This is a genomic window from Caldimonas sp., from assembly GCF_046289365.1.
Taxonomy (GTDB): domain Bacteria; phylum Pseudomonadota; class Gammaproteobacteria; order Burkholderiales; family Burkholderiaceae_C; genus Caldimonas.
Genome location: NZ_JBKBVU010000015.1, coordinates 12095 through 35349 on the forward strand (window position 1 = coordinate 12095; position 23255 = coordinate 35349).

The 23255-nt window shown below is 67.7% G+C and carries 24 protein-coding genes; 19 read left to right on the forward strand and 5 right to left on the reverse strand.

The window, feature by feature from the left end:
* Positions 1 to 109: 109 nt before the first annotated feature.
* Positions 110 to 1291: a methionine adenosyltransferase gene (gene metK / locus ACK42S_RS02995; RefSeq protein WP_409703092.1), complete on the reverse strand. Its 1182-nt coding sequence runs from the start codon at positions 1289 to 1291 to the stop codon at positions 110 to 112.
* A 204-nt stretch (positions 1292 to 1495) separates the two neighbouring features.
* Here metK and ACK42S_RS03000 point away from each other — a divergent pair, with 204 nt between their 5' ends.
* Genes ACK42S_RS03000 through ACK42S_RS03025 form a run of 6 tightly spaced genes read left to right on the forward strand, consistent with a single transcriptional unit; the run spans position 1496 to position 6985 of the window.
* Complete coding sequence (locus ACK42S_RS03000) at positions 1496 to 2359, forward strand: lysophospholipid acyltransferase family protein (RefSeq protein WP_409703094.1); 864 nt, start codon at positions 1496 to 1498, stop codon at positions 2357 to 2359.
* Entirely contained in the window at positions 2356 to 3240 is an 885-nt protein-coding gene (locus ACK42S_RS03005; protein WP_409703097.1) for a lipid A biosynthesis acyltransferase, read from the forward strand. Before ACK42S_RS03000 ends, ACK42S_RS03005 begins: the two co-directional genes overlap by 4 nt.
* Positions 3241 to 3277: 37 nt before the next feature.
* On the forward strand, positions 3278 to 4141 hold the full coding sequence (dapF, locus tag ACK42S_RS03010) for a diaminopimelate epimerase (RefSeq protein WP_409703100.1): 864 nt from the start codon (positions 3278 to 3280) through the stop codon (positions 4139 to 4141).
* A complete protein-coding gene (locus ACK42S_RS03015; RefSeq protein WP_409703103.1) occupies positions 4138 to 4827 on the forward strand; it encodes a DUF484 family protein in 690 nt (229 codons plus the stop codon). The genes dapF and ACK42S_RS03015 overlap by 4 nt, the downstream gene beginning before the upstream one ends.
* Before the next feature lie 13 nt (positions 4828 to 4840).
* Positions 4841 to 5776: a tyrosine recombinase XerC gene (gene xerC, locus ACK42S_RS03020; RefSeq protein ID WP_409703106.1), complete on the forward strand. Its 936-nt coding sequence runs from the start codon at positions 4841 to 4843 to the stop codon at positions 5774 to 5776.
* 21 nt (positions 5777 to 5797) lie between these two features.
* Positions 5798 to 6985: a class I SAM-dependent rRNA methyltransferase gene (locus ACK42S_RS03025; RefSeq protein WP_409703109.1), complete on the forward strand. Its 1188-nt coding sequence runs from the start codon at positions 5798 to 5800 to the stop codon at positions 6983 to 6985.
* Positions 6986 to 7007: 22 nt separating this feature from the next.
* Here the strand turns inward: ACK42S_RS03025 and lysA are convergent, their stop codons facing one another.
* Both lysA and lptM read right to left on the reverse strand, forming a co-directional pair.
* Positions 7008 to 8276, reverse strand: coding sequence for a diaminopimelate decarboxylase (lysA, locus tag ACK42S_RS03030; RefSeq protein ID WP_409703112.1), 1269 nt, complete (start codon positions 8274 to 8276; stop codon positions 7008 to 7010).
* Positions 8276 to 8458 carry an LPS translocon maturation chaperone LptM gene (gene lptM / locus ACK42S_RS03035; protein ID WP_409703115.1) on the reverse strand — a complete coding sequence of 61 codons (183 nt, stop codon included), beginning with the start codon at positions 8456 to 8458 and terminating at the stop codon, positions 8276 to 8278. Before lptM ends, lysA begins: the two co-directional genes overlap by 1 nt.
* An 18-nt stretch (positions 8459 to 8476) precedes the next feature.
* Between lptM and cyaY the strand changes: the two genes are divergently transcribed.
* A complete protein-coding gene (cyaY, locus tag ACK42S_RS03040) occupies positions 8477 to 8830 on the forward strand; it encodes an iron donor protein CyaY (RefSeq protein WP_409703118.1) in 354 nt (117 codons plus the stop codon).
* A gap of 32 nt (positions 8831 to 8862) precedes the next feature.
* On the opposite strand, the gene ACK42S_RS03045 is transcribed toward cyaY, so the two are convergent.
* Positions 8863 to 11226 carry a penicillin-binding protein 1A gene (locus tag ACK42S_RS03045; protein WP_409703121.1) on the reverse strand — a complete coding sequence of 788 codons (2364 nt, stop codon included), beginning with the start codon at positions 11224 to 11226 and terminating at the stop codon, positions 8863 to 8865.
* 373 nt (positions 11227 to 11599) lie between these two features.
* Between ACK42S_RS03045 and ACK42S_RS03050 the strand changes: the two genes are divergently transcribed.
* The 9 genes from ACK42S_RS03050 (at position 11600) to ACK42S_RS03090 (ending at position 20705) form a co-directional block, all read left to right on the forward strand.
* Positions 11600 to 12679 carry a pilus assembly protein PilM gene (locus ACK42S_RS03050; RefSeq protein ID WP_409703124.1) on the forward strand — a complete coding sequence of 360 codons (1080 nt, stop codon included), beginning with the start codon at positions 11600 to 11602 and terminating at the stop codon, positions 12677 to 12679.
* Complete coding sequence (locus ACK42S_RS03055; RefSeq protein ID WP_409703127.1) at positions 12676 to 13290, forward strand: PilN domain-containing protein; 615 nt, start codon at positions 12676 to 12678, stop codon at positions 13288 to 13290. The genes ACK42S_RS03050 and ACK42S_RS03055 overlap by 4 nt, the downstream gene beginning before the upstream one ends.
* Positions 13291 to 13300: 10 nt before the next feature.
* A complete protein-coding gene (locus tag ACK42S_RS03060; protein ID WP_409703130.1) occupies positions 13301 to 13987 on the forward strand; it encodes a type 4a pilus biogenesis protein PilO in 687 nt (228 codons plus the stop codon).
* On the forward strand, positions 13987 to 14523 hold the full coding sequence (locus tag ACK42S_RS03065; RefSeq protein ID WP_409703161.1) for a pilus assembly protein PilP: 537 nt from the start codon (positions 13987 to 13989) through the stop codon (positions 14521 to 14523). The genes ACK42S_RS03060 and ACK42S_RS03065 overlap by 1 nt, the downstream gene beginning before the upstream one ends.
* Positions 14524 to 14528: 5 nt before the next feature.
* The gene (gene pilQ, locus ACK42S_RS03070) at positions 14529 to 16691 is read left to right on the forward strand and encodes a type IV pilus secretin PilQ (protein ID WP_409703133.1); all 2163 of its coding nucleotides are present in this window, start codon (positions 14529 to 14531) and stop codon (positions 16689 to 16691) included.
* 46 nt (positions 16692 to 16737) lie between these two features.
* On the forward strand, positions 16738 to 17829 hold the full coding sequence (locus ACK42S_RS03075; protein WP_409703136.1) for an Ig-like domain-containing protein: 1092 nt from the start codon (positions 16738 to 16740) through the stop codon (positions 17827 to 17829).
* 77 nt (positions 17830 to 17906) lie between these two features.
* Positions 17907 to 18431, forward strand: coding sequence for a shikimate kinase (locus tag ACK42S_RS03080; protein ID WP_409703164.1), 525 nt, complete (start codon positions 17907 to 17909; stop codon positions 18429 to 18431).
* Between the two features lie 36 nt (positions 18432 to 18467).
* The gene (gene aroB, locus ACK42S_RS03085) at positions 18468 to 19574 is read left to right on the forward strand and encodes a 3-dehydroquinate synthase (RefSeq protein WP_409703139.1); all 1107 of its coding nucleotides are present in this window, start codon (positions 18468 to 18470) and stop codon (positions 19572 to 19574) included.
* 18 nt (positions 19575 to 19592) lie between these two features.
* A complete protein-coding gene (locus ACK42S_RS03090) occupies positions 19593 to 20705 on the forward strand; it encodes a deoxyguanosinetriphosphate triphosphohydrolase (protein WP_409703142.1) in 1113 nt (370 codons plus the stop codon).
* Here ACK42S_RS03090 and ACK42S_RS03095 read toward each other — a convergent pair whose 3' ends face one another.
* Positions 20706 to 21764, reverse strand: coding sequence for an MBL fold metallo-hydrolase (locus ACK42S_RS03095; protein ID WP_409703145.1), 1059 nt, complete (start codon positions 21762 to 21764; stop codon positions 20706 to 20708).
* Positions 21765 to 21809: 45 nt separating this feature from the next.
* On the opposite strand from ACK42S_RS03095, the gene ACK42S_RS03100 reads away from it, so the two are divergent.
* From ACK42S_RS03100 to ACK42S_RS03110, 3 genes are all read left to right on the forward strand, one after another.
* Positions 21810 to 22235: a MerR family transcriptional regulator gene (locus tag ACK42S_RS03100; RefSeq protein ID WP_409658013.1), complete on the forward strand. Its 426-nt coding sequence runs from the start codon at positions 21810 to 21812 to the stop codon at positions 22233 to 22235.
* 102 nt (positions 22236 to 22337) lie between these two features.
* On the forward strand, positions 22338 to 22802 hold the full coding sequence (locus tag ACK42S_RS03105) for a PaaI family thioesterase (RefSeq protein ID WP_409703148.1): 465 nt from the start codon (positions 22338 to 22340) through the stop codon (positions 22800 to 22802).
* Positions 22803 to 22850: 48 nt separating this feature from the next.
* A partial coding sequence (locus tag ACK42S_RS03110) for an acyl-CoA dehydrogenase family protein (RefSeq protein ID WP_409703151.1) occupies positions 22851 to 23255 on the forward strand: 405 nt, incomplete at its 3' end.

A 23255-nucleotide genomic window follows, 5' to 3' on the forward strand; every position in this document is an offset into this window, starting at 1 on the left:
GCGCCCCGGTCTTGCAGCTGACCTGCCCACAGCTTGGTGAGCGCTCACATGGCTGCGCATCATGAGCGCCCCCAAAAAGCGCAGAATGAGGCTGCGCCGCCTGCCGGTCTTACAGACCGGCCGCTGCACGCAGCGCCTGCGCTTTATCGGTGCGTTCCCAGGTGAACTCGGGCTCCTCGCGGCCGAAGTGACCGTAGGCCGCAGTCCTGGAATAGATCGGGCGCAGCAGGTCCAGCATCTGGATGATGCCTTTGGGCCGCAGGTCGAAGTGTTCGTTGACCAGGGCGGCGATCTTCTCGTCCGGGATCACGCCCGTGCCCTCGGTGTAGACGGTCACGTTGATCGGGCGTGCCACGCCGATGGCGTAGCTGAGCTGGATCTGGCACTGACGGGCCAGGCCGGCGGCAACGATGTTCTTGGCCACGTAGCGCGCGGCATAGGCGGCCGAGCGATCGACCTTGGACGGGTCCTTGCCGGAGAAGGCCCCGCCACCGTGCGGACAGGCGCCACCGTAGGTGTCGACGATGATCTTGCGGCCGGTCAGGCCGCAGTCGCCCTGCGGGCCGCCGATGACGAAGCGTCCGGTCGGGTTGATCAGGTATTTGGTGTCCTTCAGCCACTCCTTGGGCAGCACCGGCTTGATGATCTCTTCGATCACCGCCTCGATGAACGAGGCCTTCATCTTCTTGGGCGTCTCGCTCTGGTCGGGGCTGTGCTGGGTGGACAGCACCACGGTGTCGATGCTGTGCGGACGGCCGTCCACATAGCGCATCGTCACCTGGCTCTTGGCATCCGGGCGCAGGAAGGGCAGGCGGCCGTCCTTGCGCAACTGGGCTTGGCGCTCGACCAGGCGGTGCGCGTAGTAAATCGGCGCGGGCATCAGCTCAGGCGTCTCGTCGCAGGCGTAGCCGAACATCAGGCCCTGATCGCCGGCGCCCATGTTCAGGTAGTCGTCGCTGGCCTGGTCCACGCCCTGGGCGATGTCGTTGCTCTGCTTGTCATAGGCCACCAGCACCGCACAGCCCTTGTAGTCGATGCCATATTCGGTGTTGTCGTAACCGATGCGCTTGATGGTGTCGCGCGCCACCTCGATGTAGTCGACATGGGCGTTGGTCGTGATCTCGCCGGCCAGCACCACCAGACCGGTGTTGCACAGGGTCTCGGCGGCCACGCGCGAGCGCGGATCCTGCTCGAAGATGGCATCGAGGATGGCGTCGGAGATCTGGTCGGCCACCTTGTCGGGGTGGCCTTCGGACACGGATTCGGACGTGAAGAGAAAATCGTTCGCCACTGCAGGGCCTCCTGTTTCGATGACACTCCGGGCGTTTGCCGACCCGGGTCCTGGAGGAGGAGCGGCGAACGCTTTAGCGGTACTTGTAGGGTGGGCCCCCGACCGAAGCCGGCGCCCGCCCGGCAGGGGCTCGCTATGCTTGCCACCTGCACATCGCCCCGCAAGTTGTTCCTTAACCCGGCGATCCGCCCATTATAGAAACAGATGTTGATCCTCTTTCGCCTGCTGTCCCGATGTCCCTTGTGGCTGCTCCACCACATCGGGGCCGCCCTGGGATGGCTTGCGTTTGGCCTGTCCCCTGCCTACCGGCACCGTTTCCGCGAGAACGCCGCCCAGGCCGGCCTGGACTGGGCGCAGGCTCGCCCGGCCGTGGCCTCGGCCGGGCGCATGGCCGCCGAGCTGCCGTGGCTGTGGATGCGTCCGCACGACCGTCTCCTGGGCTCGTGGGTGCGTGTCGAGGGGGGCGAACACATCCGGGCGGCCCATGCCCAGGGACGCGGACTGATCTTCCTGACCCCCCACCTGGGGTGCTTCGAAGTGACGGCACAGGCCTACGCCGAGCACTTCAGCGCCTTGTGCGGGCCGCTCACCGCCCTGTACCGGCCGCCGCGCAAGGCGGTGCTGCGCGACCTGGTGGACACGGCGCGACACCGCCCCGGCCTGAAGACGGCGCCCGCGACGCTGGCCGGCGTGCGACAGATGATCCGCGCGCTCAAGGCGGGCGAGGCGGTGGGCCTGCTGCCCGATCAGGTGCCGCCCGAGGGCCTGGGGGTCTGGGCGCCCTTCTTTGGCCGGCCCGCCTACACGATGACCCTGGCCTCACGCCTGGCCCACCAGACCGGCGCCCAGGTGCTGCTGGCTTGGGGTGAGCGCCTGGCCCGCGGAGCGGGGTATGTGGTGCGGTTTTCGCCATTGGAGGAGGCCCTGCCCGTTGAGGCAGAATCGGCGGCCGCCTGCATCAACCGTGCGATGGAACGACTGATCCTGCAATGCCCCGGCCAGTACCTGTGGGGCTACCACCGCTACAAAGGCCCGCGGACGCTGCCGGCCGATGGAGCTCAGCCGTGAGGCGCTGGGCCAGCCACGCCGCGATCGGCCTGATGTGGCTGCTGCACTGGCTGCCGCTGCCGGTGCAGGCTGGTCTGGGCCGCAGCCTTGGACGCGCGCTGTTCGCGCTGGGGCGTTCGCGCCGGCGCATTGCCCTGCGCAACCTGGAGCTGTGCTTTCCGCACTGGACCGCCCCCCAGCGTGAGGCCCTGGCCCGCGAGCACTTCCAGTGGCTGGGTCGCAGCCTGCTCGAGCGCGGCTTGCTGTGGTACGGCTCGCGCAGCCGCTTGGAGCGCCTGATCCGCGTCGAAGGCGACATCGGCCTGGCCGACCGCAGCGACAAGCCGGTGATGTGGCTGGCCCCCCACTTCATGGCGCTGGACGTGGCCGGCGTGGCCATTCAATTGCATGTGAAGAAGACCGGCACCTCCATCTACCAGGCCCAGAGTGACAAGGTCTTCGACGCGGCGATGCGCCGCGGGCGGCTGCGCTTCGGCAATGCCGAGATCTTCTCGCGCAAGGAGTCGGCCAAGCCGCTGATGCGCTGCATCCGCCGCGGCCAGCCCTTCTTCAACCTGCCCGACATGGACTTCGGCCCCAAGGATGCGGCCTTCGTGCCCTTCTTCGGCGTGCCTGCGGCCACGCTGCTGGCGCCTTCGCGCATGGCCCGCGCCCTGGACATGGTGGTGCAGCCCGTGGTGGCCGAAATGCTGCCGGGCGGCCAGGGGTATGTGGTGCGCTTCCTGCCGCCCTGGACGGATTTCCCCACCGACGACGCGCTGGCCGACACGCGGCGGATGAACCAGTGGATCGAGCGCGAGATCGAGCGCATGCCTGCCCAGTACTTGTGGGTGCACAAGCGTTTCAAGACCCGCCCGCCCGGCGAACCCCGCCTGTACTGACCGCCCGGTGGCCGGCGCGGCGGGGGATAATCGGCGCATGAAACTGCGCTTCACCAAGATGCACGGGGCGGGCAACGACTTCGTCGTGATCGACGCCACCGCGGCCCCGCTGTCGCTGTCTGTGGCGCAGCTGCAGCGCCTGGGCGACCGGCGCTTGGGCGTGGGGGCCGACCAGATCCTCGTGGTCGAGCGCGCCTCGTCGGCCGATGCCGATTTCCGCTACCGCATCTTCAACGGCGCCTCGGGCGAGGAGGTCGAGCACTGCGGCAACGGTGCGCGCTGCTTCGTGCGCTTCGTGCACGACAAGGGCCTGAGTGAGCGCAACCCCTTGCGGGTCGAGACCGTCAACAACCGCCTGGTGCTGCAGGCCCAGGCCGATGGCCGGGTGACGGTGGACATGAACGCACCGATCTTCGAGCCCGATCGCGTGCCCTTCGATGCCACGGGGCTCACGCCCCGCCTCGCAGGCCCGCAGCCCGGCTTGCCGCTGTGGCCGCTGGACCTGGGCGATGTGACGGTCGAGGTGGCGGTGCTGTCCATGGGCAATCCCCATGCCGTTTTGCGGGTCGACGACGTGGACGATGCACCGGTGGCGCAGTGGGGCCCGCGCATCGAGCGGCATCCGCGCTTTGCGCGCAAGGTCAACGCCGGCTTCCTGCAGATCATCGACCGCGGTCACGTGAAGCTGCGCGTGTACGAGCGCGATGCGGGCGAGACGCTGGCCTGCGGCACCGGCGCCTGCGCGGCCGTGGTGGCCGGCATCCGCCAAGGCCTGCTCGATCCCGCGGTCGAGGTCGATACGCGCGGCGGCCGGCTGCGCATCGAATGGGAGGGCGGCGAGGCCCATGTCTTCATGACCGGCCCGGCGCAGACCGTCTTTGAAGGAGAAATCGAACTGTGAGCACTTCTTCCGGCATCCACGGCATCACCGAGGACGACATCGCCCACTTCCTCGCCAACACGCCCGGCTTCTTCGAGCGCCATGCCGAGCTGCTGGCCAGCATCCAGCTCACCAGCCCGCATGGCCATCGCGCCGTCTCGCTGCAGGAGCGTCAGATGGAGATGCTGCGCGAGAAGATCCGCGGCTTGGAGATGCGCCTGATGGAGATGATCCGCCACGGCCAGGAGAACATGGCGATCGCCGACAAGCTGCACCGCTGGACGCGCGCCCTGATGCTCACCGCCGATCCGGCCGACCTGCCCGGCACCCTGGTGCACGAACTCAAGGCCCAGTTCCTCATCCCCCAGGCCGGCATCCGCGTCTGGGGCGTGGTGGGCGCCTATGCCGACCAGCCTTTCGCCCAGGGGGCCAGCCAGGACACGCGCGCCTTCGCAAGCAGCCTGGTGCAGCCCTATTGCGGGGTGAATGCCGGCTTCGAGGCCGTGGGCTGGCTGGACGAGCCCACCACGGTGACCTCGGTGGCCCTGATCCCGCTGCGTCATGGCGTGGGCACCGACGCGTTCGGCCTGCTCGTGCTGGGCTCCCCGGACCCGACCCGCTACACCGCCGACATGGGCACCGAGTTCCTGATGCGTGTGGGCGACCTGGCCAGTGCCAGCCTCACGCGCCTGCTGCCGGAAGGCTGAGGCGGGAGCGGCCATGAAGGACGAGCCGCTGCCGCCGCCCATCGAGGGCTATCTCGAGCATCTGCGCGTGCAGCGGCGCGTGGCCGAGCTCACGCTGCGCGCCTATGCGCGCGACCTCGCACAACTGGCCCGGCTGGCCGACGAGGCTGGCGTGGCACTGGAAGCGGTCCAGGCCCATCACGTGCGCCGCTGGCTCGGCCGGTTGCATGCGGGGGGGCTGTCCGGACGCAGCCTGGCGCGCACGCTCAGTGCCTGGCGGGGCTGCTACCGCTGGTGGGGGCGCCAGGGGGGCATCGCCCACAACCCTGTCGAGGGCGTCAAGGCTCCCAAGGCCCCCAGGACGCTGCCCAAAGCCCTGTCGGTGGAGCAGTCGGTGGCCTTGGCCGAACAGGGGCCGAGCGCCGCAGACGACCCCGTGCTGGCCGCGCGCGACCGCTGCATCGTGGAGCTGCTGTACGGGTGCGGCTTGCGCGTCAGCGAACTCGCCGGTCTGGACCTGCGCGCCACACCGGCCTCGCGCGGCTGGGTCGATCTGGACGGCGCCGAAGTCCACGTATTGGGCAAGGGCGGCAAGCGGCGCAGCGTGCCGGTGGGGCGGGCGGCGCTGCAGGCGCTGCGCGAGTGGCTGGCGCAGCGGCCGCGCCTGGTGCCCAGCGACGAGGCCGCGCTGCTGCTGAGCGAGCGCGGCAAGCGGCTGTCGGTCCAGCAGATCCGCGTGCGCCTGTCCCGGCGCGCCCTGCAGGCCGGTGTGCCCACACGGGTCCATCCGCACATGCTGCGCCATTCCTTTGCCTCGCATCTCCTGCAGTCCAGCGGCGACCTGCGCGCGGTGCAGGAACTGCTCGGCCATGCCCACATCACCACCACCCAGATCTACACCCGGCTGGACTTCCAACACCTCGCTCGGGCCTACGACGCGGCCCATCCGCGGGCACGTCGCAAGCCCTGAGCCTTTGAACCCCTCCCTTCCATGAATGTCATCACCCTGCGCGAAGGCAAGGAGCGTTCCCTGCTGCGCCACCACCCCTGGGTCTTTCAGGGGTCCATCGCCCGCGGACAAGCCAATGCCGGCGACACCGTGCGTGTCGAAGCCCAGGACGGCCGCTTCCTCGCCTGGGCGGCCTACAGCCCCGCCTCGATGATCCGCGCACGCGCGTGGAGCTTCGACGAGACCGAACGCATCGATGCGGACTTTTTCGCCCGCCGCATCGGCCGCGCGTTGGCGCTGCGCGCGCGCCTGCCGATCGACAGCGACGCCGTGCGCTTGATCCATGGGGAAGCCGACGCCCTGCCCGGCCTCATCGTGGACCGTTACGGCGACACGCTCAGCGCCCAGTTCCTCTCGGCTGGCACCGAGCGCTGGAAAGCCGTGATCGCCGACCAATTGCTCGCGGCCACCGGCCTGACGCGCCTGTACGAGCGCTCGGACTCCGGGGTGCGCGGCCTGGAGGGACTGCCGGCGCAGCGCGGCTGGCTGCGCGGCCAGGGGCCCACCGAGATCACCATCCGCGAACACGGCTGGCAGCTCACGCTCGATGTGGCCGAGGGGCACAAGACCGGCTACTACCTCGACCAGCGCGACAACCGGCAACGCTTTGCGCAGTGGGTGCGCCACTTCGGGTGCCAGAGGGTGCTCAACTGCTACAGCTACACCGGCGGCTTCAGCGTCGCCGCGCTGGCCGGCGGGGCGCAGGAGGTGCTGAGCGTCGACTCCTCGGCGCCGGCCCTGGCCCGGGCCCAGGCCCATGTGGTGCTCAACGGCTTTGAGGCCGCACGCCACCAGGCCATCGATGCCGACGTGAACGAAACGCTGCGCCGCTTCGTGCGCGAAGGCCGGACCTTCGACGCCATCGTGCTCGATCCGCCCAAGTTCGCCCCCTCGGCGGCCCATGCCGAACGTGCGGCGCGGGCCTACAAGGACATCAACCGCCTGGCCTTCAAGCTGCTGGCCCCGGGGGGCTTGCTGCTGACCTTCTCATGCTCCGGCGGCATCGGTGCCGAGCTCTTTCACAAGATCGTCGCCGGCGCCGGACTCGACGCCGAGGTGGACGGGATGATCCTGTCACGCCTGGAGGCCTCGCCCGACCATCCGATGACGATCTGCTTTCCCGAGGGCGAATACCTCAAGGGATTGGCCATTCTCAAGCAGGCGGCTTGAGCCCGGCTTCCCAGGCCGGGCCTCAGGGCAACAGCCGCTCGCCGCGGAAGAGGTCGGCCGGCTGCTCGCGTTCGCGCACCAGATGGGCCTCGCCGCCGACGATCAGCACCTCGGCCGCCCGGCCGCGGGTGTTGTAGTTGCTGGCCATGCTCATGCCGTAGGCCCCGGCCGACAACACCGCGAGCCGGTCGCCCGGCTGCACGGCCAGCGCCCGGTTGCGGCCCAGCCAGTCGCCGGACTCGCACACCGGCCCCACCACGTCGTAGGTGACCGGCGCCTCGTTGCGCCGCCGGCAGGCCACGATGGCCATCGTGGCCTCGTACATCGCCGGGCGCATCAGGTCGTTCATCGCGGCATCGACGATGCAGAAGTTCTTCTCTTCCCCCGGCTTGAGGTAGAGCGCCTCGGTGAGCAGCACGCCGGCATTGCCCACCAGCGAGCGTCCGGGTTCGAACATCAGCATGCGGTGACCGTGGCCGCGCGCATCCAGGCGGGCCAGCAGGGCACCGATGAGCTCGTCGGCCGCCGGTGGCGTCTCGTCGGTGTAGGTGATGCCCAGCCCGCCGCCCAGGTCCAGGTGCTGCAGGCGCATGCCTTCGGCCTCGATGGCCTCCACCAGGTCCAGCACCCGGTCCAGCGCGTCCAGGTAAGGCGCGGTCTCGGTGATCTGCGAACCGATGTGGCAATCGATGCCGATCACCGACAGGCCCGGCAGCGCGGCGGCCCGGCGGTAGGTGGCCACGGCGCGGTCATGGGCCACACCGAACTTGTTGGCCTTGAGCCCGGTGGAGATGTAGGGGTGGGTGCCGGCATCCACGTCGGGGTTCACGCGCAGGCTGACGCGCGCCGTGAGCCCCTCTCGCACCGCCACGGCCGACAGCACCTCCAGCTCGGCTTCGCTTTCCACGTTGAAGCACTTCACCCCCGCACGCAGGGCGTCTCGCATTTCCTCGCGGGTCTTGCCCACGCCGGAAAACACCACGCGATCGGCGCTCACGCCCGCGGCCAGCACCCGTGCAAGCTCGCCACCCGAGACGATGTCGAAGCCGCATCCTGCCCGCGCGAAGGTCTGCAGCACGGCCAGATTGGAGTTGGCCTTCATCGCATAGCAGATCAGGTGTTCGCGACCGGCCAGTGCCTGCTGGTACGGCGCCAGCGCCGCCAGCATCGCAGCCTGGGAGTAGACATACAGGGGCGTGCCGAAGCGATCGGCCAGGGCGGCCAGCTCGCAGCCGTCGAGGTGGAGCGACTCGCCCCGGTAGGCGAGAAAAGGAGCGCCGGGCAGTTTCATCAGGAACGCGGGGCAGAGGGGGCTGAAGGGGGAGGAGGGGGCGCCGAGGCCGGTGCCGCCGCGGGCGCGGCGGCCGGCGACGCGGCGGGCAGGTACAGCGGCCCCTTCTGGCCGCAGGCCGATAGGCCCACCGCCAGTAGCGTCAGCAGGCCGGCCGCTAGAATGAATGCCCGTTTCGACATGCGCGGATTCTATCGGCGATGGCCCTCGAACCCACTCCCTTGAGCGACAGCGAATACCACGAACGCGCGCAGTCCGTGCTGGCCTCGGTGGAGGCCTGGGTGGACCGCCTGCTCGAGGACGACGTGATCGACATCGACACCCACCGCACCGGCGGGCTGCTCGAACTCGTCTTTCCCAGCGGGGCCAAGCTGGTCATCAACACCCAGCCGCCCCTGCACGAGATCTGGCTCGCGGCCCGCTCCGGGGGCTACCACTACAAGTATGTGCAGGGCCGCTGGCTCGACACCCGCGAAGGGGGCGAGTTCTTCGAGCGGCTCTCACACTGTGCCAGCGAACTGGCCGGGCAGCCCCTGCCGTTCACCGCCGGCTGAGGCCCGGCGCTTGGCCGCCCGGAACCGGGCTGTCAGGGCCTGAACAGATCGAGGATGCTGCGGCGTTCCTCTTCCGAGGTGGCGGTGCCCGGCGGTGGCGGGGCGTCCAGGCCCAGGCTCGACACCCCCGCGCCGTGGGCGTATTCGTCATAGAACCATTCGCCGCCCACCTGGATCAGTCCCGGCGGCGGTTCAGGCTGGCTCACTGGCACCCCTTTGAGCGCGGTGGCCATGTAGTCGATCCACACCGGCAGCGACAGGCCCCCGCCGGTTTCGCGGTCGCCCAGCTTGCGCGGGGTGTCGTAGCCGATCCACACGACCGCCACCACCTCGGGCTGGTAGCCGGCGAACCAGGCATCCACCGAGTCGTTGGTGGTGCCGGTCTTGCCGTACAGATCGGGTCGCTTGAGCGTGGCCTGGGCCCGGGCGGCCGTGCCGCTGCGGGTGACTTCCTGCAGCAGGCTGCTCATCACGAAGGCATTGCGCGGATCGATCGCCCGCATCGACTCGTCCAGCGGTGCGGGGGTGTGCTCCACGAGCACCCGGCCCCGGTTGTCGGTGACCTTGGTGATCAGCGACGGCGGCACCCGGTAGCCCCCGTTGGCAAAGACCGCATAGGCGGTGGCCATCTGCAGCGGCGTGACCGAGCCAGCGCCCAGCGCCAGGGTGAGGTAGGGGGGATGGCGTTGCGGGTCGAAGCCGAAACGGGTCACCCACTCCTGCGCATAGGCCGGGCCGATGGCCTCCAGCATGCGGATGGACACCATGTTCTTCGAACGGGCCAGGGCCCGGCGCAGCGACATCGGCCCGTCGAAGGTGCCATCGTAGTTCTTGGGTTCCCAGGGCTTGCTGCCGGTGGTCGTCGCGTCATAGAAGAGCGGCGCGTCGTTGATCACCGTGGCCGGGGTGAACCCGCGCTCCAGCGCGGCCGAGTAGATGAAGGGCTTGAAGCTCGAACCAGGCTGGCGCCAGGCCTGGGTGACATGGTTGAAGCGGCTCTTGGCGTGATCGAAGCCGCCCACCAGCGCGCGGATCTGACCGGTGCGCGGGTCGAGCGAGACGAAGGCCCCTTCCACCTCGGGCAACTGGGTGATCGACCAACCGGCGCGGCCGAGGTCGATGACCCGGATCACCGAGCCCACGCGGATCTGGATGTTCGGCTTGGCCTTGGGTGACAGGCCCGATTGTGCCGGGCGCAGGCCCTCGCCCTGCACGGTGACGGTCTGGCCATCGGCCAGCATGGCCACGAGCTTCTTCGGGTCCACCTCGAGCACCACGGCGGCGCGCACCTCGTCGTTGTCCGGGTACTCCACCAGCGCTTCGGCCACACGGGCATCGACCTGGGCCGGGTCCTTGGGTAGGTCCACATGGCCTTCGGGGCCGCGGTACCACTGGCGGCGCTCGTAGTCCATGATGCCTTTGCGCAGCGCGCGGTAGGCCGCGACCTGCTCGTCCGAGCGGATCGTGGTGTAGACATTCAGCCCCCGCGTGTAGCTTTCTTCCCCGTACTGGTTGTAGATGAGCTGCCGTGCGGTCTCGGCCACGTACTCGGCGTGGACGGGCAGGGTCGGGGCCTGGCGGTAACGCAGCACTTCGGCCTTGGCCGTGGCGTGCTGGGCCTCGGTGATGAAGCCGTTGTCCAGCATGCGGTCGATGATGTACTGCTGACGCACCCTTGCACGAGGCGGGTTGCGGATCGGGTTGTAGGCCGCCGGTGCCTTGGGCAGGCCGGCCAGCATCGCCGCTTCGGCGATGCTGATGTCCTTGAGATCCTTGCCGAAATAGATCTCCGCCGCGGCGGCGAAACCATAGGCCCGCTGGCCCAGGTAGATCTGGTTCATGTAGAGCTCGAGGATCTCGTCCTTGCTCAGCATGTTCTCGATCTTCAGGGCCAGCAGCACTTCGTAGACCTTGCGGGTGAAGGTCTTCTCGGAGGACAGGTAGAAATTGCGCGCCACCTGCATCGTGATCGTCGAGGCCCCCTGGCTGCCCACCGAGCCGAAGTTGGCCAGCGCCGCCCGCAGCATGCCCTTGTAATCGATGCCGCTGTGGTCGTAGAAGCGCGCGTCCTCGATGGCCAGCACGGCCTGTTTCATCACCACGGGGATCTGCTCGATCGGCACGAACTTGCGGCGCTCCTCGCCGAATTCGCCCAGCAGCACCCCGTCGGCCGAGAACACGCGCATCGGCAGCTTCGGCCGGTAGTCGGTCAGGCCGTCGATGTCCGGCAGGTTCGGATAGGCCACGGCCAGCGCCATGGCCACCAGCATCGCGCCGGCCGCCGCCCCGGCGGCCAGCAGGCCCAGCGTCCAGGCTGCCACACGGGTTGCCCAGTGCGCCCAGGGCGGCAATGTGGGGCGACCTTGGGGCGAAGACGAGCGGGAGGAATCAGACATGCATGCGCTTTCGATGGGCCGCCGCAGGACGCGGCCTTGCCGGCCACGTGCCGGCGTTCGCCCCGGCGCCGCGCGCCGCGGGGTGGGTGGATCGCTGTTCCGATTATAGGAAGCCCCCATGCCGCACCGCGCCTGCAGCACCCGCACGAACCGCCCTTGCCCACCTGGCGGGTCGGCATCTTGACACAGCTTGTTTCAATGTCCGGCGCAGGCTCAGGGTTCTCCCGGAAACGGGGTTTTGACGTCAACTTCCGGCAACGGAAACAAACGTTTAAAGCGTGAAAAAATCTTTGTTGCTCAAAGGGTTTACTGCTAGCATTGAAGTAACTTATTAACAATCCGGCGCACCTGTCCGTGCCGTTGGGGGACCCCTGTGAGCTTTCTTGACGTTTTGCTGGGCCGCAAGCATCCGCCGCTTGTCGGGCTGGACATCAGTTCGTCGAGCGTGAAGCTGGTCGAACTGGGGCAGACCGCCTCCGGTGAGTACGTCGTCGAACGTTTCGCCACCGAGAGTTTCGAGAAGGGTTGGATCGCCGACGGTCAGATCGAGAAGTTCGACGAAGTGGCCGACGCAGTGCGCCGTGTGGTCGTCAAGAGCGGCACGCGCACCAAGCATGTGGCCATGGCGATGCCCCAGTCCTCGGTGATCACCAAGAAGATCGTGCTGCCCGCCGGCCTGCGCGAGGAGGAACTCGAGATGCAGGTCGAGTCCGAGGCCAACCAGTACATCCCTTTCTCGCTCGATGAAGTCAGCCTGGATTTCTGCGTGGTCGGTCCGAGCCCCACCTCGGCCGGCGACGTGGAGGTGCTGATCGCCGCCTCCCGCAAGGACCGTGTGCAGGATCGCCAGGGTCTGGCCGAGGCGGCCGGGCTCAAACCGGTGGTGCTCGACATCGAGTCGCATGCCTCGCGTCTGGCCGTCAGCCGCCTGATCCAGGCCCTGCCCAATGAAGGGCGCGATTCGCTGGTGGCGCTGTTCGAGATCGGGGCCGAGACCACGAGCCTGAAAGTGCTGCGTGACGACGAACTCCTCTACGATCGCGACCAGGCGTTTGGCGGCAGCCAGCTCACCCAATTGATCTCGCGTCAGTACGGCTTCTCTTTCGAGGAGGCCGAGCAGAAGAAGCTCGCCGCAGACCTGCCCGAGGACTACGAGCAGACCATCCTCAATCCCTTTGTCGACAGCATGGCCCAGGAAGTCGGCCGCGCGCTGCAGTACTTCTTCACCAGCACGCCTCACCACAAGGTGCATTACGTGATGCTGGCTGGCGGCAGCGCAGCCCTGCCCGGACTGAAGGAGCGCGTCACCGAGCAGACCGGCTTCGCATCGATGATCGTCAACCCCTTCGAAGGCATGAAGCTCGGTTCCAGCGTGCGCGAGAGCAAGCTGCGCCGTGAGGCCCCGTCGTACCTCACGGCCTGCGGCCTGGCGATGCGGAGGTTCCTGCAATGATCCTCATCAACCTGCTTCCCCACCGGGAAGAAAAGCGCCGCCGCCGCAAGCAGGCCTTTTTTGCCGTCCTGGGCTTCTCCGCCCTGGGCGGGGCGCTCATCGTGGTGCTGTGGTACGCCGTGCTGCAACAAATGATCTCCACCCAGCAGGAGCGCAACGCCTTCTTGCAGCAGGAGATCCGCAAGCTCGACGAACAGATCAAGGACATCGCCAACCTGCGGGCCGAGATCGAGGCGCTCAAGGCGCGCCAGAAGGCGGTGGAGGATCTGCAGACCGACCGCAACATGCCGGTGCACCTGCTCAACGAACTGGTGCGCCAGACACCCGAAGGCGTGTACCTCACCACCATTCGCCAGGACGGGCAGACCGTGTCGATCAACGGTGTGGCGCAGACCAACGAGCGCGTGTCCGAACTGCTGCGCAACACCGCCTACAACTCCACCTGGCTGGAGCGCCCGGAGCTCATCGAGATCAAGGCGGCCAATGTGCGCACCGACGGGCGCGAGCAACGCCGGCTTTTCGAGTTCTCGATGCGCGTGGCGCTCAAGCGCCCGCAGGACGCCCCGGTACCGGCTGCGGCGGCCAGCGCACCGGCGGGTTCGCCCTCTTGAGGAAGACGTCATGGCCAAAGCAAACCTCAATCTGAGCGAGCTGTCCGACGAGATCGCCTCCCAGTTCCGGGGGCTGGATCCGAACGAACCCGGGCAATGGCCCATCCTCCCGCAAGTGGCGGTGTGGCTGCTGGCGGCCGTGGCGGTGGTGGTGCTGGGCTGGTTCCTGGTGCTCACCGGTGAGGCCGACCTGCTGGAGTCCGAACGCAACCGTGAGCCCGAGCTGAAGCAGACCTACCGCAACAAGCTCGCCCAGGCGGTGAACCTCGGTGAACTGCGCAAGCAGCGGCTGCAGGTCCAGGAATACGTCACCCAGCTCGAGAAGCAGTTGCCCGGCAAGGCCGAGATGGACGCCTTGCTGTCGGACATCAACCAGGCCGGCCTGGGCCGCGCCCTGCAGTTCGAGCTGTTCCGCCCCGGTCAGGTGGTCGTCAAGGACTATTACGCCGAGCTGCCCATCGCGATCCGCGTGACCGGCCGCTACCACGACATCGGCGCCTTCACCGCTGACATCGCCAATCTCTCGCGCATCGTGACCCTGCATGGGCTGAACGTGAGCGTGCCCAAGGGCGGCGAGACCAGCGGGGTTTTGGGCATGGAGGCGACGGCCCGCACCTACCGCTACCTGGATCAGTCGGAGATCGAAGCGCAGCGCAAGGCCAAGGCCGAGGCTGCCAAGCAGGGGGGCAAGCAATGATGCGCCGGTGCATGAAGTCACTCGCGCTGCCCCTGGTGGCGCTGGCTGCCCTGTCCGGCTGCGGGGGGCCGCAAGACGAGTTGCAGGCCTGGATGGAGCAGCAAAAGCGCGAGGTCCAGCCCCGCGTCACCCCGCTGGAGCCGCCCAAGAAGTTCGACCCTCAGCCCTACGTGGCAGCCGACGGCGTCGAGCCTTTCAGCCCCCAGAAGCTCTCCGTCGCGCTCAAGCAGGAGGCGCGCCAGCCGAACTCGCTGATCGCGGCCGAACTGAACCGGCGGCGCGAACCGCTGGAGGCCTACCCCCTGGACAGCATGACCATGGTCGGTAGTGTCTCCCGCCAGGGACGCCAATACGCCTTGCTGCGCGTGGACAACCTGCTCTACCAGGTCAAGGTCGGCGACTACCTGGGACAGAACTACGGTCGCATCACCCGCATCACCGAGACGGAGGTTTCTCTCCGGGAGATCGTTCAGGACGCCGCTGGCGAGTGGATCGAGCGCACCAGCAGCCTGCAGCTTCAGGAGAAGACCCAATGAGAACCATGCAGCAACACACCAAGATGAAGAACCTGCGCATCGGCGCCCTGGGGCTGGTCTTGTTCGTGGCGCCGGCCTTGGCCCTGGCGCAGGCGGCCATCCGTTCGATCAGCGCCAGCCAGAGCGCAGGCGCCGAGGTCGTGCGCATCGAGCTGTCCCAGCCTCTGCAGGCCGTGCCCGGCGGCTTCACCGTGCAGACGCCGCCGCGCATCGCCATCGACCTGCCTGGCGTGACCAGTGACCTGCCGCGCTCCAGCGTGGACATCAACCAGGGCAATGTGCGCTCGGCCAACATCGCCCAGGCCGGTGAGCGCACCCGCCTCGTGCTGAACCTGAAGCAGCCGGCCAACTACACCGCACAGATCCAAGGCAATGCCTTGCTGCTGGTGCTGGAGAACACCGGGGCGGCTGCGTCGGCTGCCGGCAGCACCGTCCATTTCGCCCCCAGCACCAACGAGACTGCGCAGGCCCTGCGCGGCGTGGACTTCCGGCGCGGGGCCGAAGGGGCCGGCCGTGTGGTGGTCGAATTGCCCAGCACCCAGGTGGGCGTGGACATCCGTCAGCAGGGTGCGAACCTGGTGGTGGAGTTCCTGCGCACGACCCTGCCCGACAGCCTGCGCCGTCGTCTGGACGTGACCGATTTCGGCACGCCGGTGCAGACGGTCTCCACCACGCAGGTGGGTGACCTGGTGCGCATGGTGGTCGAGCCCCGCGGGAACTGGGAGCACAGCGCCTACCAGACCGACACCCAGTTCGTGCTGGAGGTCCGCCCGCAGAAGGAGGATCCCAACCGCCTCGTGCAGGGCCCCACCTTCCAGGGCGAGAAGCTCTCGCTGAACTTCCAGAACATCGAGGTGCGCTCGTTGCTGCAGGTGATCGCGGACTTCACCAACTTCAACGTGGTGACCAGCGACTCCGTGACCGGCAACGTCACGCTGCGCCTGCGCGACGTGCCCTGGGACCAGGCCCTGGAGATCATCCTGCAGGCCAAGGGGCTGGGCTACCGCAAGGCCGGCAATGTGCTGTGGATCGCTCCCAAGGACGAGATCGCGGCCAAGGAGAAGCTCGAGCTCGAGGCCAAGGCCCAGATCGCCCAGCTCGAACCGCTGCGCACCCAGTCCTTCCAGCTCAACTACGCCAAGGCCACCGACGTGGTGCGCAGCCTGGTGGGCTCCGGCGCAGGGGCGGGCTCCCCGGGGGCGCCGGGTGGCGGCGGGGGAGGCATGCGCATCCTCACGCCGCGTGGCAGTGTCATTGCCGAGCCGCGTACCAACCAGTTGTTCATCACGGACATCGCCTCCAAGCTGGAGGAAGTGCAGCAGCTCATCAGCAAGATCGACATCCCGGTGCGGCAGGTCATGATCGAGGCGCGCATCGTCGAGGCTGACGACAGCTTCGGCCGCCAACTGGGTGTCAAGCTCGGTGCCACCGACCTGCGTGGCGTGCGGGGCGGCACACCGGGCTGGAGCCTGGGTGGCAACAACCGCATCGGTATCGGGGGCACCTACCTCGGCATCGGTGAGCAGACCCTGCAGGCGGCGGTCACCGGGGGCAGCTACATCCCGAACAGCTATTTCGTGAACCTGCCGGCGCAGTCCATCGACGGCTCCAACCCGGCCACGCTGGCGTTGTCGCTGTTCAGCTCCGCGGCCAACCGCTTCCTGAACCTGGAAATCTCGGCCCTGGAAGCCGACGGCAAGGGCCGTGTGGTCTCCAGTCCGCGTGTCATCACGGCCGACCAGGTGACGGCGCTGATCGAGCAGGGCACCGAACTGCCCTACCAGAACGCCACCTCCAGCGGTGCCACCAGCGTGGAATTCCGCAAGGCCAGCCTCAAGCTCGAAGTCAAGCCCCAGATCACGCCCGAGGGCGGCATCATCCTCGACGTTGACGTCAACAAGGACACCCCGGGCATCCTGACACCCGGCGGCTATGCGATCGACACCAAGCACGTCAAGACCCAGGTGTTGGTGGAGAACGGCGGCACGGTGGTGATCGGTGGCATCTTCACGATGAGCGAGCGCGAGGATGTCAGCAAGGTGCCGCTGCTGGGCGACATCCCGGTGCTGGGCCATCTGTTCAAGCAGCGCGGCACGTCGCGGGAGAAGACCGAACTGCTGGTGTTCCTCACGCCCCGCATCGTTTCCGAGCGCGGCGGGGTGCAGTGAGTGGCCCTAAAGCTTTGGCATAAGTCGAACGTTCAGGAACGGGATCATGTACAAACGGATGTTCAAACAGGCCGGTCTGGCCATTGCTGTGCTCGCCCTTGTCGCGGCCTGCGGTGGCGGCGGGGGGGACGCAGGTGACTCGCCATTTGGCAGTGGAGGCAGTGGAAGCGGATCGAGCGGTGATGGCGGGGGCTCTGGAACGGGTGGGGGCGGCAGTGCGCCTGGCGGAGGCATTTCCGATGTCAGCACCAATTTGCCGAGCCAGAAATCCATTTCGATCTCCGCAGAAAAGTACGCGTTGGATTGGTCGGTCGATGGCGACACCACCACGATCACAGTGCGCGTGACCGACACGGCGGGCAACCCCGTACCTGAAGGTTCGGTGGTGCAGTTTTCCACCGAGGGCGGGCAAATCCAAACATCCTGCCGATTGACGGGCGCCACCTCTGGAGCATCGAACATTTCTGCGTGTAGCGTCACATTTGCGACGCAGAACCGTCGTCCCAGCGATGGTTATGTGTCTGTGCTGGCTTGGTTGGAGGGTGAGGAAGCCTACGTCGATCTGAACGGCAGCGGTCGCTACGATGCCGGTGAGCCGTTCTGGGACGCCGGTCGTTTGTTCAGGGACGACAACGAAAACGCAACGTACGACTCGGGCATTGACGAATTGAACCTGGGGAGCAGCGCTTCGGGTGCGCTTGGAATAGGCACATCGACGTGTGTTCAGCCGGGCTCTACGTACGACGACTATCTGAACGATAACTCGGTGCCCTTGTCGGTGCCGGGCACCTGCGATGGGGTTTGGGGGCGTTCGATCATTCGCACCCGAACGATATTGCCGGTGTCCGATCCCCGCGTCATGGGGCTCGAAGACGCGAGTACTGCGGGGGCGGCGCGGGTTCGATTGTTCGCACAATACGGCACCCGTCGCACGGCAGCCCCGGCGGGCACAGCCTTGTCTGTACAAGGAGTGCCCAGCGGATGCACGATTTCCGTCTCTCCGGCGCAGGTCAGTGATGGGGACATTGCGCCGACGGAACATCGCTTGAGCGGCGCCGGAACTTGCAGCGGAGCGAATGTCACGGTCGTGGCCAAATTCAAGTCCTATGAGGTCAATACCGTGGTCACGATGCCGTGATGGCCTCGGAAGAGGTCCGTCTCCCTGCAGATTCGCCGCATGCGCCGAGCGACTCGACGGCGCGCGCCGCGGGCGTCATCGCTCTCGTCGGCTTGCCCGGCAGTGGCAAGTCCACGATCGGCCGCCATCTGGCTCGCCGTTTGCAGCTCGATTTGATCGATACCGATGCGCTGATCGAAAAGCGCCTGGGCGAGACGATCCGGGCGTTTTTCGAGCGTGAAGGGGAGGAGCGGTTTCGGCAGATCGAGCACGAGACCCTCCGGGACGCCCTGACCCCCCCGCGTCGATGTGTCATGGCCACCGGGGGAGGCATCGTGTTGCGCGAAGACAATCGGTGCCTCCTGGCCCGCGGGGCCATCGTGGTCTACTTGCGCTCTTCACCCGAGGATCTGGCCCGGCGGCTGCGGCACGATCGGCAGCGGCCGCTGCTTCAGGTGGCTCATCCTCTGGCCAAGTTGCGAGAACTCTATCGGGTGCGTGACCCCCTCTATCGAGAAGTGGCCCATTTCACCGTGGAAACCGGCCGGCCCTCAGTGGCTTTGTTGACGCAGACGATCGCCACACAACTGGAGCTCGGCGGGCTGTGGCCACCCCAAGCCTAGCGTCGGGCGGCTGTCACGATCCACTACACTGAGGGCATGCACGGCAGACCCTCTTCCCTGTTGCCTCAGACGCTGACGGTTCAACTGGCCGAGCGCAGCTACCCCATCTTGATCGGCCCCGGTCTGCTGGGCTCGGCGGACAGCTATGCCGGGCTGCCCCGCAGCCGGATGGCCGCCATCGTCAGCAACGAGACGGTGGCGCCGCTGTACGCCCAGGCGCTGGCCGATGCGCTGGCCGCTCGCCACGAGCGGGTCATCCAGGTCGTGCTGCCCGATGGCGAGGTGCACAAGGATTGGCCCACGCTCGACCGCATCTTCGATGCCCTGCTGGCCGAAGGCTGCGATCGTCAGACGGTGCTCTATGCCCTGGGCGGTGGGGTGGTCGGCGACATGACCGGTTTTGCCGCCGCCTGCTACATGCGGGGGGTGCCCTTCGTGCAGGTGCCCACGACGCTGCTCGCGCAGGTGGACTCCTCGGTGGGCGGCAAGACGGCGATCAACCACCCGCGCGGCAAGAACATGATCGGGGCCTTCTACCAGCCGCAAGCGGTGGTGTGCGACCTCGACGTGCTCGACACCCTGCCCGAGCGTGAGCTGTCGGCCGGCCTGGCCGAAGTGATCAAGTACGGCCCTATCGCCGATCCGGCCTTCCTGGACTGGATCGAGGCGAACATCGCGGCCCTGCGCGCTCGCGACAAGGCCGCGCTTGCTCATGCGGTGCGCCGCTCCTGCGAGATCAAGGCCTGGGTGGTCGGGCAGGATGAGCGCGAGTCCGGCCTGCGCGCGATCCTGAACTTCGGCCACACGTTCGGACATGCGATCGAGGCGGGCCTGGGGTATGGGCACTGGCTGCATGGCGAGGCGGTGGGCTGCGGCATGGTGATGGCCAGCGAGTTGTCGGCCCGTCTGGGTTTGATGCCAGCCTCGTTCGTGGATCGCATGCGCCGTCTCATCGAGCGGGCAGGATTGCCGGTACAGGGGCCGCCCCTGGGCGCGTCGCGTTATCTCGATCTCATGCGGGTGGACAAGAAGAACGAGGGTGGGCAGATCCGCTTCGTGGTCATCGAGGCCTTGGGGCGCGCGGGCTTGCGTGCAGTGCCCGATGCCTTGGTGGTCGAAGTGATCGAGGCCTGCACGGCTTGACGCCTGGCCAGCAGCGCGATGCTCGCCCCCTACGCCTGTGACCCGGCCCATTCGCGAGGACGGCGCCATCCCGAACCCGAGGCGCCCACCCGCAACGCCTTCCAGCGCGACCGCGACCGCATCGTGCACAGCACGGCCTTCCGGCGACTGGTCTACAAGACCCAGGTCTTCCTGAACCACGAGGGCGACCTGTTCCGCACACGTCTGACACATTCGCTGGAGGTGGCCCAGCTGGGTCGCTCCATCGCCCGGGTGCTGGGGCTGCATGAGGATCTGGTCGAGGCCATCGCGCTGGCGCATGATCTGGGCCACACGCCCTTCGGCCATGCAGGCCAGGATGCGCTGCACGAATGCATGCGCGAGGACGGCGGCTTCGAGCACAACTTGCAGAGCCTGCGGGTGATTGACGAGCTGGAGGAACGATACCCCGGCTTCGACGGGCTCAACCTCAGTTTCGAGACACGCGAGGGGGTGCTCAAGCACTGCTCGCGTGCCAACGCTGAGCGACTGGGGGAGGTGGGACGGCGCTTCCTGGAGGGCACGCGGCCCAGCCTGGAGGCCCAGTTGTGCAACCTGGCCGATGAGATCGCCTACAACGCCCACGACATCGACGATGGCGTGCGCTCGGGCCTGCTGCGTTTCGAGCAGCTCGAAGAAGTGCCGCTGGTGGCACGCTACCGTCATGCGGTGCTGCGCGAGCACCCGGATCTTCCGGTCAAGCGCGTGCTGGCCGAGGCGATCCGCCGCATGCTGTCGGACCAGGTGTACGACGTCATCGATGCGACGCGGGCTGCGTTGGAGGCCCATCGGCCGCGGGACGTCGATGAGGTGCGTCGGCTGCCCGTCCTGCTTCGTTTCAGCCCGACCATGCGCGCGCAAAGCGATGAGCTCAAGCGTTTCCTGCGCGCCAACCTCTACCGGCACCCGCAGGTGGTGGAGACCACCGAGCGCGGCAAACGGGTCGTGCGGGAGCTGTTCGCCGCCTACGATCACGACCCGCGCGAGATGCCAGCCGATCACTGGCAGGACGGCCGCAAGGGGCGCCGGGCGATTGCCGACTACATCGCCGGCATGACCGACCGCTATGCCATCCGCGAGCACGAACGGCTCACGGGCGTGCGGCTGTTCTGATCAGGCATTCGCAAAGCGCCAGACCCCGTCCTCGCCAAGCCGGCGTTCGAGCCGGCCCTCGAACCACAGGGCGTGCAGGTGGGCCAGGGCTTCGCCCATCGCGAAGGTCGTCTGGTGCAGGTCGAGCGGGCGCTTGAACATCACGCCCAGCAGATCGGCCGCGCTGCGCGGCGCGCTGCTGCAGGCTTGCATCACTTCGTGCAGGCGCTCGGCATGGTGGGCCTGCAACTGCCGCACCCGCTCGTGCAGCCCGAGGAAGGGTCGCCCGTGCGAGGGCAGGACCAGCGTGTCCTCGTGCAGGCTGCACAGGCCCTGGATCGATGCCAGGTACAGCGGCAGGGGATTGCCCTCGGGTTCGAGGTCGAAGACGCTGACGTTGGTGGAGATGCGCGGCAGCAACATGTCTCCGGCAATGAGCAGCGGGCCGCCGTCCTCGGTGTACAGCGAGATGTGTTCAGGGGCGTGGCCATAGCCGGCGATGCAACGCCAGTCTCGACCGCCGATGCGCAGCACCTGGTCGTGCATCAGGCGCCGGAACTGCTCGGGCACCCGGGGCACCATGGAGGCATAGTAGTTCCCCCGCTGGCGCACCCGCTCCACGGACAGTGGGTCGGTGAGGCCGTGGCTGGCGAAGAAGGCGGCGGCGCTGTCGCCGCCATGCCCGCCAGCGCGCAGGCTGCCCAGCCGGGCGGCGTTGTAGTCGGTGGCGCTGATCCACAGGCGGCAGCCCCAGCGCTCGGTGAGCCAGTGGGCCAGGCCGATGTGGTCGGGGTGCATGTGGGTGACGATCACGCGCAGCACGGGCAGCCCCTCCAGCTCCCGGTCGAAGACCTGCTCCCAGGCCTGGCGCGTGGCATCGTTGGCGATGCCGCAGTCGACGAGCGTCCAGCCCTCGCGGCCGTCCAGCCGGTCGCGCAGCAGCCACAGGTTGATGTGGTCGAGTGCAAAGGGCAGGCCCATGCGCACCCAGCGCAGCCCGGGGGCCACTTCCAGGCTGGCGCCGGGCGGCGGCAGGCGCTCGCCCAGCGGGTATTCGAGACGCTGTTCCTGCGGGTTCATTCGCTACACTTTACGTAAACGTCATTCGCCCCAGTATAGGCAGCCATGGCCAATTCCGCTGTCACCACCGCGTCGCCCAGCTACACCATCAGCGAGCTGGCGCGTGAGTTCGACCTGACCACCCGGGCCATCCGCTTTTACGAAGACTGCGGCCTGCTCAGCCCCGAGCGCAGCGGCCCCAACGGCCGCAACCGCGTCTACACGGCACGCGACCGCACGCGTCTGAAGCTCACGCTGCGGGGCAAGCGGCTGGGGCTCAGTCTGGCCGAGATCAAGGAGCTGGTGGACATGTACGAGTCGCCCCGCGACACCGTGCCCCAGTTGAAGAAGTTCCTGGTCGTGCTGGCGGCGCATCGCGAGCAGCTCGAGCAGCAGCTCGCCGACCTGCAGGTGACCCTGGAGGAAGTGAGCAGCCACGAACGCGAGGCACGGCGCCTGCTGGGCGAGTTCGAGCGCAAAAAGCGCGCCTGAGCCCGGCGCCCTGCCATGGGCGTTTGTGCAAGCCAGAATTGACGTTTACGTCAACGTCAATTAGGCTGCGGGTTTACGTCGCTTGCGGTCCAGGAGTCGCTCATGTCCAGCCCCGCCGAACCGGCCCCGGCCGATCCGGACTTCGCTGCCCGGGTGCGCGCCTCGTTTGCGCGCCAGGCGGTGATGGCCACCCTGGGCATCACGCTCGAGGAGGTGCAGGCCGGGCGGGTGGTGCTGAAGATGCGGCACCGAGACGACCTGACCCAGCAGCACGGCTTCCTGCATGCCGGGGTGGTGTCCACCGCGCTGGACTCGGCCTGTGGCTATGCCGCGTTTTCCCTGATGCCGCCGGAGGCGGCGGTGCTGACCATCGAGTTCAAGGTGAACCTGCTCGCGCCGGCGCGCGGGCCCGGATTCCGTGTCGAGGCCGAGGTCACCAAGGCCGGGCGCACCATCTCGGTCGTCGACGGCCGGGCCCTGGAGAGCGGACCGGACGGCGAGCGACTGGTGGCCACGATGACGGCAACGATCATGACCGTGCTCGGCCGTGACGGCGTGCGGCATTGAGACGCCGCGGCGATCCGCCTCTTATCTGCAGACGAAGGACCCATGACCATGCAACTGCCCGGACTCAACTTCCAGCTCGGCGAGGACATCGACGCGCTGCGCGACACGGTGCGCGCCTTCGCGCAGGCCGAGATCGCCCCGCGCGCGGCCGAGATCGACGCCACAGACCAGTTCCCGATGGACCTGTGGCGCAAGATGGGCGAGCTCGGTGTGCTGGGCATCACCGTGCCCGAGGAATACGGTGGAGCCAACATGGGCTACCTGGCCCACATGGTGGCGATGGAGGAGATCAGCCGCGCCAGCGCCTCGGTCGGCCTGTCCTATGGCGCCCACTCCAACCTGTGCGTGAACCAGATCCGGCGCAACGGCACCGAGGCGCAAAAGCGCAAGTACCTGCCCAAGCTGATCAGCGGCGAGCATGTGGGCGCGCTGGCGATGAGCGAGCCCGGTGCG